Raw genomic sequence first — 13,277 nt, forward strand, 5'->3', positions numbered from 1 at the left:
GCAAAAAGTCGCTTAAACGAACAGCGACAGCAGCAGGATAAAGCCCAGCGCGACGATGGAGAGGATGGTTTCCATCGCGGTCCAGGTCTTGAACGTCTCGGCCACGGTCATGTTGAAATATTGCTTCACCAGCCAGAAACCGGCGTCGTTGACGTGGGACAGGATCAACGAACCGGCACCGGTGGCCAGCACCAGAAGCTCACGGTTAACGCCCGGAATCATCCCCACCACCGGCACCACAATGCCTGCGCCAGTGATGGTCGCCACAGTCGCCGAACCGGTAGCAATACGAATCACCGCCGCTACCAGCCACGCCAGCAGGATCGGCGAGATTTGCGCGCTGACTGCCATGTGGCCGATCACGTCGCCCACGCCGCTGGTCACCAGCATCTGCTTGAAGCCGCCGCCAGCACCGATGATCAGGATGATCGCCGCGGTTGGCGCCAGGCTCGCATCAAGCCACTTGAGCATTTGGTTGGAGCCGATGCCCTGCTTGTAGCCAAAGGTGTACAGCGACAGCAGCAACGCCAGCAGCAGTGCCGAGATCGGGTGACCGATCATGTCCATCCAGGTACGGAAGAAGTTACCGTCCGGCAGCGCCACGTCAGCAAAGGTTTTCAGCAGCATCAGGAACACCGGCAGCAGCACAGTGATCAGGGTGATGCTGAAGCTCGGCAGGACGGCGGAATCGTTTTCGCGGGCCAGTTGATCAACCAGTTCCTGATTCGGGTGACCCGGAATGTGCTTGGCGATGAACGTACCGAAGATCGGGCCGGCAATGATGGCGGTCGGCAGCGCAACGATCAGACCGTACAGGATGGTCTTGCCGATATCAGCGCCGAACACGCCGATGGCCAGCAGCGGACCCGGGTGCGGTGGCACCAGACCGTGCACGGCGGACAGGCCGGCGAGCAGCGGGATACCGATCTTGATGATCGACACGCCGGTGCGGCGGGCAACGATGAACACCAGCGGAATCAGCAATACAAAGCCGATTTCAAAGAACAGCGGAATGCCCACCAGGAACGCGGCGAACATCATTGCCCACTGGACTTTGTCTTTACCGAACGCGCGGATCAGGGTTTGGGCAATCTGGTCTGCCCCGCCCGACTCGGCCATCATTTTGCCGAGCATGGTGCCCAGCGCGAGGATGATGCCGACGAAACCCAGCACGCCACCAAAGCCGTCCTGGAACGCCTTGATGATGGTGCCGATCGGCATGCCGGACGTCAGGCCGAGGAACGCGGCGGCGATGGTCAGGGCAATGAACGGGTGAATCTTGAACTTGGTGATCAGGATGATGAGTCCGATCACCGTGACCACTGCATCAAGCAGCAGGTAGGCGTCGTGGGACATGCCAAACATTGGGGGTGTCTCCTGGTTTGTTGTTGTTATTAAAGCGGGTTAATCAGAAGTCGTGAGGACAGCGCTATCTGCATGGACACACTCATACCGCCTGTTTCAGGCCGTTGGCCTGCCACCAGACGTGAGCTTGTTCAGCCAGTTCTTCAACACTGTGGATCGATGCATTCAACGCCAGAGTCAACGGCTCGCCCTTGGGCGATTCGAGGGTGGCGAACTGGCTTTCGATCAACGTGGCCGGCATGAAATGGCCCGGGCGGTGGGATACACGCTCGGCGGCCACTTCAGGCGTCAGTTCCAGGAACACGAAGCCCAGGCCCGGCAAGGCACTGCGCAGCACTTCGCGGTAACTGTGTTTGAGGGCCGAGCAGGTCAGCACCGGGCGCTGGCCCGAGGCATCGACGCGACGCAATTCATCGCACAGGCTGTCGAGCCAGCCGGCGCGGTCGTCGTCGTTCAGGGGGATCCCCGCGCTCATCTTTTCGATGTTCGCGGCCGGATGAAAAGTATCGCCTTCAATGGCAGTGGCGCCGCTCAATTGGCACAGGGCCTCGCTGACGCACGTCTTGCCGCAACCGGCAACGCCCATGATGACCAGGGCGGTGATGGGATGACTCATATAACACCTCAGCGCGCAGACAGCGCTACCTTTGCTAGCTATGACTCTAGTGCACAGGTAGAAGTTGCCGACGCCTTCTTGTCGTTTTTTTGGGTTGCAGCAGGTTTGTTCCCGACGCCAAAAAGCGAAGATCAGGCAGGACCTCGCTTACGCATTTGCAGCTGCATCAGGACAGCGCTACCTTAGTGCCTTGATTTTTGTTTGGCAAGCCGCCCGATGACCACCTCTAAAAACGATAAAAATACCCGCACCACCGGCCGTCCCACCCTCAATGAAGTTGCCCGCCTGGCCGGCGTCAGCCCGATTACCGCCTCCCGCGCCTTGCGCGGCGTCAGCACCGTGGCCACTGAGCTGGTGGAGAAAGTCCAGAAAGCTGCGCTCGAACTCAACTACGTGGTCAACCCCGCCGCCCGTGCCCTGGCCTCTGCCCAGAGCCATTCGGTGGTGGTTTTGGTGCCTTCGTTATCCAACCTGTTGTTCATCGACACACTGGAAGCCATTCATCGGGTGTTGACGCCCAAGGGCTTCGAAGTGCTGATCGGCAACTTCCACTACTCGCGCGATGAAGAAGAAAAACTGCTGCGCAACTACATGGCCTATCAGCCGCGTGGCTTTCTGCTGACCGGGTTTGATCGCACTGAAAGTTCGCGGCGGATGATCGAAGCGAGCAACATCCCCTGCGTGTACATGATGGAACTGGACAGCGCCGCTGGCGTGAACTGCGTCGGCTTCTCGCAGCTCAGCGCTGGTGAAACTGCCGCCGAGCATTTGCTCTCTCGTGGGCGCAAGCGTCTGGCGTACATCGGCGCACAGCTTGATCAGCGCACCTTGTTGCGTGGCGAAGGTTTCCGCAAAGCGTTGCAGAAGGCCGGGCGCTACGATCCGGATCTGGAAGTGCTGACACCGCGCTCCTCCTCTGTTGGCTTAGGCGGGGAGTTGTTTCTGCAATTGCTGGCAGCGCATCCGGATGTCGATGCGATCTTCTTTGGTAACGACGACTTGGCGCAGGGTGCTTTGCTTGAGGCGCTGCGCAATGGCATCAAGATTCCCGAGCAAGTGGCGATTCTGGGCTTCAACGACTTGCCAATGTCCGAGCACATGGTGCCGCGTCTGAGCAGCATCAATACCCCGCGAGAGGCGATTGGCCGGCGGGCGGCGGAGCAGATGTTGACCTTGATGGCGGGCAACAGCGTGGCGCGGCCAGTGGAAGACATGGGCTTCGAACTGAAGATCCGCGAAAGTACCTGACACCACCCTTCCCTTGCTGATCATTCCCACGCAGAGCGTGGGAACGATCATTGGGTCAGTGGCCGAGTAACTCGACCAGCGCCAACGCGCCCTTCTGCAACGGCTGGCTCTTGAGCCACACCGCATGCACCGGCAGCACCAGGCCGTTTTCGATGTTGCGGAAATTCAGGCGTTTAAGGCGCCCCGAATCCAGCCGCGACTGCACCACCGACAACGGAAAGTTGCCCCAGCCCAATCCCGCCTCGACCATCTCCATCGCCGTTTCCAGACTGTCGGTTCGCCAACAGGACTCAGCCACCAATGGCCGGGTCTCGCTGATCGGCAAATCACGGCTGGCGACGAAAATTTGCCGCACATGCACCAGGTCTTCAAGAAACAGATCCTGGCCCTGCAACAACGGACTGTCCGCCGCCAGCGTGGCGATCATTCGTTCATTGCCGACAAACTGAAAACGCTCGAGCACGTTCACGCTCAGTCCGGCGAACGCCAGGCACACACTGACCCGACCGCTGTGCAACATCGCCAGCACGTCATCCTGCGGCGCGGTCAGCACTTCGATGTCGAGCAGCGGATGACGCTCGGCAATCACCTTGATTGCCGCCAGCAGACGTCGGCGATCAATGTCCGCCACCACGCCGATCGACAATTTGCTCTCCAGCCCCAGCGACAATTCCACCGCGTGTACTTGCAGTTGCTTGAGCTGTTCGGCGATCAGCCGCGCGTGAGGCACCAGCGACATCGCCATCGCCGTCGGTTGCGGTTCGCGATGGCTACGGTCGAACAGTTGATAACCCAGTTCGGCCTCAAGGTTGCCGATGCCCATACTCACCGCCGACGGGACTTTGCCCAACGCCCGGGCGGCGGCGGAAAAGGAGCCGCGCTCGATCACGGCGAGAAACAGTTCGATGCTGTCGCTGTTGAAGTTCAATTCCCAACCTATCAATAAAACTGAAAGCTACTGACTTTTTCTGTCAGCTCTATTGAAGCTATCTTTCGCCGCCTCCGCCAGTCCCGCTGGCCATCGAATCTGAAATAAGAGGCAAATCTGCATGCAAGGCGTCAAACGCAAACTGGTCTATGTGTCGCTCTACGAAGTAATCGGCATGACCTTCTCCGCCCTTGGTCTGGCCTTGTTGTCCGGCACCTCGCCGGGCAGCACCGGGCCATTGGCGGTGATCATCACCACCATCGCCGTGACCTGGAATTTCATCTACACCTCGCTGTTTGAGCACTGGGAAAGTCGGCAGGAGTCGCGTACCCGCACAGTCAAGCGACGCATCGCCCATGCCGTCGGTTTTCAACTGACGTTGATCGTGTTCCTGATTCCGTTGATCGCGGGGTGGATGAACATCAGTCTGGTACAGGCGTTTCTGCTGGATCTGGCGCTGATCATCTTCATCCCTTGCTATACGTTTGCCTTCAACTGGCTGTTTGATCGGGTGTTCGGCTTACCGGCCTCGGCGTTGCCGGATTCTGCCGCTGCGGCATAAATCGCTAATTCGTAATTTGGTTTATCGGGTGGCCGCGCAAGCGTCTGCCCGATTCGCCGCACTGGCCGTGCACACGAATCTGGCGCTGGAGAGGATTGCCCATCGCTGACGCTTGGCGGTCACCCACTGCCGCTCATCGGCAAAGGATGACCGCTTTCTCAATCGCCTGAATCCAACAACTCTATGAAATAAAAGGCTTTATTGTTCAGGCACAGTAATTGCTCCTTTATGACGGTCAGTCATAACTACAGGTCAATTCATCATGTTGGTCAGTGCCAAACAAATGGAAATGCTGCCGCTGCCCAAGCGGTTGGCAGAAGACGCGACCGCCACAGCGGCTGCCGGTCTGCAAGGCGGCCTGCACGGCGCGATGTTGCAAACGCTGCAAAACCAGGTGCAGACGCAAAACAGCGAAGCCACCGCCAAGGTGCAGGACTCGGCCACGCAGATTGCCACTCAGCAAGTCAGCGAAGCCACGCGCATCAGCGACAACGTCGACGAAGCGTTCGCCAAGACCCGTGTCGGCCTGCAAACCACCGATACTTCGGATGCGACCAAAGCCACCGGTTCCGCCACCGACGAGTTCAAGGACTACATGAGCAAGACGCCGGAACAGCGTCTGCGCGACAGTATCCTCAAGGACTTGGGCATCACCGAAGAAGACATCAAGAACATGCCGCCGGAGAAACAACTGGCCATCGGCAAAGAGATCGCCCAGCGCTTGCAGGACAAGATGCAACTGGCGCAGTCGGAGAAAGAGAACGTCAACGACGTCAAGGACAGCGACAAACTGGCCGACAAGTTTCTCGCTGCGCTCTGATCTCAAGGCAGCATAAGAACCAATGCTGGAGCTGCGGTACGCTGCGATCTTTTGATCTTGGTTTAAAGATCAGGATCAAAAGATCGCAGTTTCGTTTTACTCGACAGCTCCTGCAGTTGTCATGTGCTGCTAGTTCAACTGCAACGTCTCATTGAACTGGCTGATCGCATCCACCACATGCCGCGAGCCCTGTTGAATTTCCAGGATCACCTCCCCCGCCTCGTTCGCCAGTTCCACCCCGAGCCCGGTGCGGCTCAGACTCGATTGCATGCTCGACACGGCGCTCAACGACAAGTCGTGGTTCTTGCGCACCACCTCGACAATTTCCAGGGTTGCCTGACTGGTGCGGGCCGCCAAACTGCGCACCTCATCGGCGACCACGGCAAAGCCGCGTCCATGCTCACCGGCCCGCGCTGCTTCGATGGCGGCGTTGAGCGCCAGCAGGTTGGTCTGATCGGCGATGCCGCGAATGGTCTGAACGATGGTGCCAATGATGTCCGACTGCTTGCTGACCGCATCGATGCTCACCGCCGCTTCGTTGAGATCGCGGGAAATGTCCTGAATGATCTGCACCGTTTGCTGCACAACCAGTGAGCCTTTTTGCGCGCAGGCGTCGTTTTGTACCGATGTGCTGTGGGCCGATTCCGCGGCGTTTTGCAGGGTGGTCATCTGATGGGTGATATCACTGGCGAACTTCACCACTTTGTACAGCCGGCCCTTGGCATCAAACAGGGGGTTATACGAGGCTTCCAGATACACCATCTGCCCGGACTTGTTCTTGCGTTCGAAACGGTGCGAGTGATATTCGCCGCGATTGAGTGAGGCCCAGAATGCTTTGTACTGCGCTGATTCGGCATCGGCGCGATGGCAAAACAGACTGTGGTGGTGGCCGACGATTTCGTTGAGTGAGTACTGCATGGTCTTCAGGAAGTTTTCGTTGGCAGTAATCACATTGCCTTCCGGAGTGAACTCAATCACCGCCATGGAGCGGCCGATCGCCGCCAGCATGCTTTCCTCTTCGTGTTCCTTGTTGATCCGCACGGTAATGTCGGCGGCGACTTTGATCACACTTCTGACTTGCTTGTCCGGGCCATACACCGGCATGTAACTGGCTTCGAGCCAGACCTCTTTGCCACTCTTGTTCAGACGCAGAAACGTTCCGCCGATGGGTTCGCCACGGGCCAGATCGCGCCACAATTTGGCGTACTCCTCGCTGCGGTAAAACGCTTCTTCACAAAAGATTCGATGATGCTTGCCGCGAACTTCCTCGGCGCCATAACCCATGGTCTTGCAGAAGTTTTCGTTGGCATCCAGAACGATGCCCTCGGGCGTGAACTCGATCATTGCCATTGAACGGCTGATCGCATCCAGCTTGGCGTTGGTCTCGGTCAGGGCACAGCTGAATCGCTCGATTTCCTGCAGGTCAGCCTTGTGATGTAGGTTGAACATGGTTGTATCACCTTCCGCGCGGATTTTTGATTTGATGAAAGTTCAGGTCTTTCAGAATCCACCACTACGTTCCGAAGAACAGGCACACGCACTCCTCCACAGGAGGAAGTTGTCAGGTGACAAATGATGATTAATCGGAGCGTCCATGCAGCGACGTTCTAATCAAGACATCCTTCTCTTGATAGCCCGCACGCGGGCCAGCCCTAACGTGTTGAAGAACTTCCATTTAAACGACGCTCCTTGTTGGTTCAGTGTCGGTGCCTCGGGTTGCGCACTCTGGCAGCATGAATCACGGACTAACCGACCGACAGTGACATTACGGTCGACATGGTTAGTTAGGTGTCAGCATAGCCATCGCAAAGCCTAGCGCAAGGCCACTAGTCGGCCAGTATCTGGCACTTTTTGCACAAGAAACGGTTCAGCCAGAAACAAAAAAGCCCCTGTAGGCGCTGCCGTAGGCTGAGATCTTTTGATCTTGTTATTGAAAAACAAAGTCAAAAGATCTCAGCCTGCGGCAGCGCCTACAGGGGGTTGGCAGACGGATTAGAGGTGGGAGCTCACCTTGGTAGCCACTTCTGCGGGCACCCAAAGTTTCCAGACCTGCGGCTGATCGCGCAAAAACGCCTCGGCCACCGCCCGCGGTTGCTGGCGTTTTTCACTCATCCGCGCCAGCGTCTGGTTGAGCAGATCAATCGGCAAATCGACTTTCTCAAAGAACGTCACCAGTTCCGGATACTGCGCCTTGAACGGCGCCGACACGCCAATCGCCAAGCTTGCCGGCATCGAGCGGGTGCCCTTGGGATTCGGGTTATTGGCATCGGCGAGGGACTTCCAGGCTTCGGCATCAAACGGCGGCTCCTCGAGCTTCACCAGTTTGAAGCGTCCGAGCAGCGGCGTCGGCGACCAGTAGTAGAACAGCACCGGCTTACCCCGACGAATCGACGATGCCACTTCGGCATCCAGCGCCGCGCCGGAGCCGGTGCGAAAATTGACGAAGCTGTCATTCAGCGCATACGCCTTGAGCTTCTGGCTGTTGACGATCTCTGACGTCCAGCCGGTCGGGCTGTTAAGAAAGCGCCCTCGGCTCGGGTCTTCGGGATCGCGGAACACGTCTTTGTAGCGCGGCAGATCGGCTACCGATTTCAGTTCCGGCGCCAGAGGTTTGATGCCGCGTTCCGGATCACCCTTGATCACGTATTCCGGCACCCACCAGCCTTCGGTGGCACCTTTGACCGTATCACCGAGGCCAAACACTTTGCCTTCGGCGGCCGCTTTGACCCACGCAGGACTGCGCCCCGCCCACTCTTCGCCGATCACCTGAATGTCATTCTTTGCCAGCGCCGCTTCTAGGCTGACGGTGCTGCCCGGCAGCGTATCGGTCGAATAGCCATAGCCTTTCTCGACAATCAGGCGCAGCACTTCAGTGATGAAACTGCCACTTTCCCAAGTGATGTCACCGAAGTGGATCGGCGTGGTTTTCTCCGCCGCCGAGACCGCGCCGACACTCAGGCTCAACGCCAGTATTGAACCGCCGAGCAGGGTTTTGATCGATCTCATGCAGACCTCTTGTCTTGTAGGAATTGGTTGGCGCTGTGGCGATCGCACAGCGCCTGGGAACGGGTCATGTACACGCTGACCGAGCGCTGGGAGATGCCCAGTTCGGCAGCGATTTGCGGGTAGGTCAGGCCGTCGATGCGCGCGAGCAGGAAGGTCGAGCGGACTTTGCCCGGCAACCGTTGCAGGCTGCGGTCGAGACGGCTCAGGGTTTGCGTCAGTTGCGCGATGTCTTCGGGCGAGGTGGCGTACTCCACATCGATCTGCTGTCGGTGCTGACGCTCGAGATCCGCGCGGCGCCAGCGCTGATAAAGCAGACGCTGCGCGATGGTGGTGAGCAAGGCTCTGGGTTCACGGAGCGCGGTCAGGCCGGTCGCTTCGAGCAATTGCACGAAGGTTTCGGCGGCGATGTCTTCCACGCTTGCCGCATCGTGCAAATGACGGCGCAGGTACGTGCAAAGCCAGTGGTAATGGCTGCGGAAGAGGCCGTCCAAGTGATTGCGATGGGATACGTCGGCGCCGGACATAGGGGCTCCTGGGTTAGGGGTCGCTGAATGTCCGGTCGTCCGGTGGCGCGATCCTAGCAAGGCGCCTTATGCATTAATAATATTTAAATATTATTTTTATATTCGATTATCGAATTAGCGTAATTGGCCGTAGCCCAGTGCCTCGGCCTCTCGCTGGTAATCGAGCACGATCTGATAGTCGCTTTCGCTGGCTGGCAGCACCTCGGCAAGACCCAGGGTCTGTGCGACGTCGGGAAGTTCGCTCAGAGACAGGTTCATGACCTGGCGCAACCGTTCAACCTGTTTGTCTGTTGCGGCGGCGACGGTAATGAACGGCAACGTCGGACTCAACGCACTGCGCGCCACCACGCGCAATCCGCTTACCTCCTCGGGCGCGTAATGGGCGAGACAGGCGTAGGTGACGCTGTCGATGGCCGCCAGATCGGCGCGACTGTCCCGCAACCAGCGCAAGCTCTCGCGGTGGCCGCCGCTGATGCCGACCGAGGCGAAAAAACGCCCGTCCTGCTGCAATGACACCAGACGCTGACGCAGCAGGTTCATGCCGCTGTTGGAGTCTTCGCTGTTGATCACCCCGCGGCTGTGGCGAAAGTCCACCAGGGTTTTGCGTGAGTCGTCGGCGCGACTGAGGATCAGGCTGCAATGGTTGCCCGCGCTGGCGTCGGGCAGTTCGTAGCGTGGGCGACCGACGATGCGGACCTGACCGCGCAGCAAGGTCATCAAGGGATAGCCGCAGGTTTGGGTCAGCAGTAGATCCGGTGATAACCACAGTTCGGGCAACGACAGGCTTTCGGCGCTCAGACGCGAGTGGCCCAAATGGTCGAGGATGCGTTTGATCCAGCGGTCATTGGCCGCCCGGATTGGCTCCGGGGCGGTGTACATCAGCAGTTCGATGTGGCGTTGGGTCATGCACATTCTTCCCGGACAACAAATTTCCAATGTGGGAGCGGTGGTGCTTTTGAAATCAGTGAAACGGATGCTCGGGACTGTCGATCGGCCTCAACCCGTTCTGCCGCCACAACTGCCCATACCCCTGCACCAGAAAGCCGCCACTGCGCGCGATCCACTGCTCGCGATGCATCCGATAAACCTGCGGCAAGTCGTACCACGCCAGCCCCGGCAAGTCGTGATGCACCAGATGAAAGTTGAGATTGAGAAACAGCCAGCGCCACGGCCACCCGGCCTCGTTGAGCACCGTGCGGCGCTCCGGTGGAGCGTGCGGGCGGTGTTCATAGTAGGAGCGAATCATTGCGATCGACAGCGCCGGCACACTGATCAGCAACAGGTAATGCCACACCGGTAACACACTGTAACGGGCGATGAGCCAGAGCATCAGCAGCGTGCAGGCACCATGGGTCAGCCACATTATCCAGGCTTGGCGTTCGCCGTTTTTCAACCGTTGCAGTTCTTCGCCGGCCAGTGCAAAAAGTCCCAGCGGTGCACCAATCACGAAACGGCCGATCACCGTTTTGTTCAACCAGTGCAGGCTGCGCTCGAACAAAGAACTGCCCTGCCAGCCTGCACTCGTCAGGTAACGACTTTCCGGATCGACACCGGGAACCGTCAGATCCTCATCGTGGTGATGCAACAAATGGCTGTCGCGATACAAGGTGTACGGATACCACACCGCAAATGGCGCGTAGCCGAGGATTTTATTGAAGAGGGTCGAGCGGGTCGGATGACCGTGGAGCAACTCATGCTGCACCGACAGCCACAACACCAGCAGCGGGATCAGCAACACCGTGGTCAAGCCGCGACCGAGCCATTCGCTATTGAAGATGATGGCGAACCAGCCGCCATACACGCCGATCAGCAACAGCCAGGTCGGCCATTCGGTGCGGGCGGTAAAGCGTTGACGCAGGGTTTCTATGTGTTGGCGATGGGTGGCGTCGAAGTAATGGGCCATGTCGTTGCTCGGAACGGGAATCTTCTCCCTCTGTGCAACGGCAGCGGTAAATCTTGCAGATTATTTTCAGGTTCAGGCAGGAGCCCGAGAATCGAGCTCCTGAGGGGCGTGATCAATGGCCGAAAATGTCGACTTTCTTGGCTTTCTTTTCCGCACGTTTTTCAATCGCAGTCTTGGCCGGTTTCTTCTTCGCGGCTTTCTTTGAATCCATACCTTTGGACATGATGGGTCTCCACTCACAGGGCTGTAGGCTCAGGTATACACCTATCCCAAGGCGCGCGTTCTTTTATAATCGCCGCTTCCCTCACCGCCAGTCCGATCCCATGCCCGATACCCAATACACACTGCTCGACGAGTCGCTTTGGCCGTTGATGAACAAGTTTTACCGCAGCCACCAATCCTCGATGAAAGCCGTGCGCGAGGCGCAATTGTGGGTGGCGCGACGTGGCGACATTGTTGCGGCGTTGTGCTTGCGGCCGGTGGCGGGTGGGCGTTGGTTGACCGGGTTGTTTGTCGATCCGACGTGTCGTGAGCAAGGGCTTGCCGCGCAGTTGATCACGGCGGCAGTGAAGGATGTGACAGAACCGGTGTGGCTGTTCTGTCATCCGGATTTGCGTGGGTTTTATGAGCGACGCGGATTCAGTATCGACCCTGCCCTGCCCCAGGCGATGGCGGAGCGCTTGAGCCGGTATGCGCGGAGCAAGCCGATGATTGCGATGGGGCGTTTATAAGATCTTTTGATTGTTGCTAGTCGTCTGCGGCTGGATCGAGATCCGGGAACATCACTTCGGTAAAGCCGAACTTGCTGAAGTCGGTTATGCGCGACGGATACAACCGGCCGATCAGGTGATCGCACTCATGCTGCACCACCCTCGCGTGAAAACCTGCAGCCACGCGCACGATCGGCTGGCCTTTCGGATCAAAACCTTCGTAGCGAATTTGCTGATAACGCTCCACCGCACCACGCAATCCCGGCACTGACAGGCATCCTTCGAAGCCCTCTTCCGTCAATGGATTCAACGGTGTGATCAGCGGGTTGATCAAAATCGTCTGCGGCACCGCTTCGGCGTCCGGGTAACGTTCACTGTGCTCGAAACCGAAGATCACCAGTTGCAGGTCGACACCGATCTGCGGCGCGGCAAGGCCGACACCGCCGACACTTTCCATGGTCTGGAACATGTCGTCGATAAGTTGCCAGAGCTCAGGGCTGTCGAACATCTCGGCTGGCACGGGTGGGGCAATACGCAACAGGCGCTCGTCGCCCATTTTGAGGATTTCACGGATCATTGATCAGACTTCGTCAGTGTCCGGCTTGAGCGAGTGATCGCGGCCCAGGCCCGAGACGTGTTGTTTGGGATGTTCATCGAGTTCGCCGGGGACTTTCTCACCCGAATCCTTGCCTTCGCTGGACATGTGCTCAATCACCGCATTCATCTCGGCACCGAGCAACAGGACCGCAGCGGAGATGTAGAAGTACAGCAACAGAACGATGATTGCACCGATGCTGCCATACATTGCGTTGTAGTTGGCGAAGGTTTTCACGTAGAACGCGAAACCCAACGAAGCGATGATCCACACCACTACGGCCAATACCGAGCCGGGTGTGATGAAGCGGAATTCCTGTTTGACGTCGGGCATCACGTAATAGATCAGTGCCACGGCAACCATCATCAGAATCACGATCACCGGCCAGCGCGCGATGGTCCATAGGGTGACGATGAATTCTTCCAGCCCCACCTGCGCCGCGATCCAGCCCATCACCTGCGGCCCAAGCACCATCAGCGCGGCAGCCACCAGGAGCATGCCGGCAATGCCGACGGTATAGAAAATCGACAGTGGAAACCGCTTCCAGATCGGGCGCCCCTCGACCACATCGTAGGCCGCGTTCATTGCGCTCATCATCAGGCGCACACCGGCGGAAGCGGTGTAGAGGGCGATGACAATACCCACTGACAGCAACCCACCCTTGGACTGCTGCAATTGATCGATTACCGGGTTGACCTGCTCCAGCGCCTGCGGTGGCAGCACCAGCTCCGATTGCAGGCGCAGCCAGGAGAAAAAGTCCGGCAGGTGCAGGAAACCGATCAGGGCGATCAGGAACAAAATGAACGGGAACAGCGAGAACAGCATCTGGTAAGCCAGAGCCGAGGCGTACGTCGACATCTCGTCGTCGACGAACTCAGTGACCGTGCGCACCATCACCCGGTGCAGGGGCAGACCTTTCATGTCCGGAAATATCATTCGCGTCTCCTTTCGCCGCAATACAGGTTGAAGTCGTGGCGACTCAGGGGCCGTTTTTACATCA

The 13,277-nt window shown here is 58.3% G+C and carries 14 protein-coding genes and 1 pseudogene; 4 read left to right on the forward strand and 11 right to left on the reverse strand.

Translation table 11 applies throughout. The features are described 5' to 3' along the window. Positions 1-12: 12 nt before the first annotated feature. Together ACA043_RS22590 and ACA043_RS22595 are read right to left on the reverse strand one after the other, a co-directional pair. On the reverse strand, positions 13-1,365 hold the full coding sequence (locus ACA043_RS22590; protein ID WP_187679335.1) for a GntP family permease: 1,353 nt from the start codon (positions 1,363-1,365) through the stop codon (positions 13-15). Positions 1,366-1,447: 82 nt separating this feature from the next. Beyond that, positions 1,448-1,981: a gluconokinase gene (locus ACA043_RS22595; protein WP_187679336.1), complete on the reverse strand. Its 534-nt coding sequence runs from the start codon at positions 1,979-1,981 to the stop codon at positions 1,448-1,450. 216 nt (positions 1,982-2,197) lie between these two features. On the opposite strand from ACA043_RS22595, the gene gntR reads away from it, so the two are divergent. Continuing rightward, positions 2,198-3,229, forward strand: coding sequence for an HTH-type transcriptional regulator GntR (gntR, locus tag ACA043_RS22600; RefSeq protein ID WP_489878910.1), 1,032 nt, complete (start codon positions 2,198-2,200; stop codon positions 3,227-3,229). 55 nt (positions 3,230-3,284) lie between these two features. Here the strand turns inward: gntR and ACA043_RS22605 are convergent, their stop codons facing one another. Beyond that, positions 3,285-4,157 (reverse strand): LysR family transcriptional regulator, encoded by an 873-nt coding sequence (locus ACA043_RS22605; protein ID WP_497657961.1) that lies wholly within the window; start codon positions 4,155-4,157, stop codon positions 3,285-3,287. Between the two features lie 121 nt (positions 4,158-4,278). Here ACA043_RS22605 and ACA043_RS22610 point away from each other — a divergent pair, with 121 nt between their 5' ends. Together ACA043_RS22610 and ACA043_RS22615 are read left to right on the forward strand one after the other, a co-directional pair. Continuing rightward, on the forward strand, positions 4,279-4,719 hold the full coding sequence (locus ACA043_RS22610; RefSeq protein ID WP_497657962.1) for a PACE efflux transporter: 441 nt from the start codon (positions 4,279-4,281) through the stop codon (positions 4,717-4,719). A gap of 262 nt (positions 4,720-4,981) precedes the next feature. Further along, positions 4,982-5,539, forward strand: a complete 558-nt coding sequence (locus ACA043_RS22615) for a hypothetical protein (protein WP_497657963.1) — start codon at positions 4,982-4,984, stop codon at positions 5,537-5,539. Between the two features lie 129 nt (positions 5,540-5,668). Here the strand turns inward: ACA043_RS22615 and ACA043_RS22620 are convergent, their stop codons facing one another. The 6 genes and pseudogenes from ACA043_RS22620 to ACA043_RS22645 form a co-directional block, all read right to left on the reverse strand. Continuing rightward, positions 5,669-6,208: a methyl-accepting chemotaxis protein gene (locus tag ACA043_RS22620; RefSeq protein WP_489884248.1), complete on the reverse strand. Its 540-nt coding sequence runs from the start codon at positions 6,206-6,208 to the stop codon at positions 5,669-5,671. Between the two features lie 3 nt (positions 6,209-6,211). Continuing rightward, positions 6,212-6,988, reverse strand: a pseudogene (locus ACA043_RS22625) (PAS domain-containing protein); the annotation flags it as partial. Positions 6,989-7,531: 543 nt separating this feature from the next. Continuing rightward, positions 7,532-8,545: an ABC transporter substrate-binding protein gene (locus ACA043_RS22630; RefSeq protein ID WP_497657964.1), complete on the reverse strand. Its 1,014-nt coding sequence runs from the start codon at positions 8,543-8,545 to the stop codon at positions 7,532-7,534. After that, on the reverse strand, positions 8,542-9,069 hold the full coding sequence (locus ACA043_RS22635) for a sigma-70 family RNA polymerase sigma factor (protein WP_497657965.1): 528 nt from the start codon (positions 9,067-9,069) through the stop codon (positions 8,542-8,544). Before ACA043_RS22635 ends, ACA043_RS22630 begins: the two co-directional genes overlap by 4 nt. Positions 9,070-9,183: 114 nt before the next feature. Further along, on the reverse strand, positions 9,184-9,975 hold the full coding sequence (locus ACA043_RS22640; protein WP_497657966.1) for a phosphate/phosphite/phosphonate ABC transporter substrate-binding protein: 792 nt from the start codon (positions 9,973-9,975) through the stop codon (positions 9,184-9,186). Between the two features lie 55 nt (positions 9,976-10,030). Beyond that, entirely contained in the window at positions 10,031-10,972 is a 942-nt protein-coding gene (locus ACA043_RS22645; protein ID WP_497657967.1) for a fatty acid desaturase, read from the reverse strand. Between the two features lie 323 nt (positions 10,973-11,295). Between ACA043_RS22645 and ACA043_RS22650 the strand changes: the two genes are divergently transcribed. Next, positions 11,296-11,703: a GNAT family N-acetyltransferase gene (locus ACA043_RS22650; RefSeq protein WP_187679722.1), complete on the forward strand. Its 408-nt coding sequence runs from the start codon at positions 11,296-11,298 to the stop codon at positions 11,701-11,703. Between the two features lie 16 nt (positions 11,704-11,719). Here the strand turns inward: ACA043_RS22650 and def are convergent, their stop codons facing one another. After that, the gene (gene def, locus ACA043_RS22655) at positions 11,720-12,259 is read right to left on the reverse strand and encodes a peptide deformylase (RefSeq protein WP_187679723.1); all 540 of its coding nucleotides are present in this window, start codon (positions 12,257-12,259) and stop codon (positions 11,720-11,722) included. 3 nt (positions 12,260-12,262) lie between these two features. Next, positions 12,263-13,213, reverse strand: coding sequence for a YihY/virulence factor BrkB family protein (locus tag ACA043_RS22660; RefSeq protein WP_187679724.1), 951 nt, complete (start codon positions 13,211-13,213; stop codon positions 12,263-12,265). Between the last annotated feature and the right edge of the window lie 64 nt (positions 13,214-13,277).

This window comes from Pseudomonas sp. LBUM1648 (assembly GCF_059716145.1).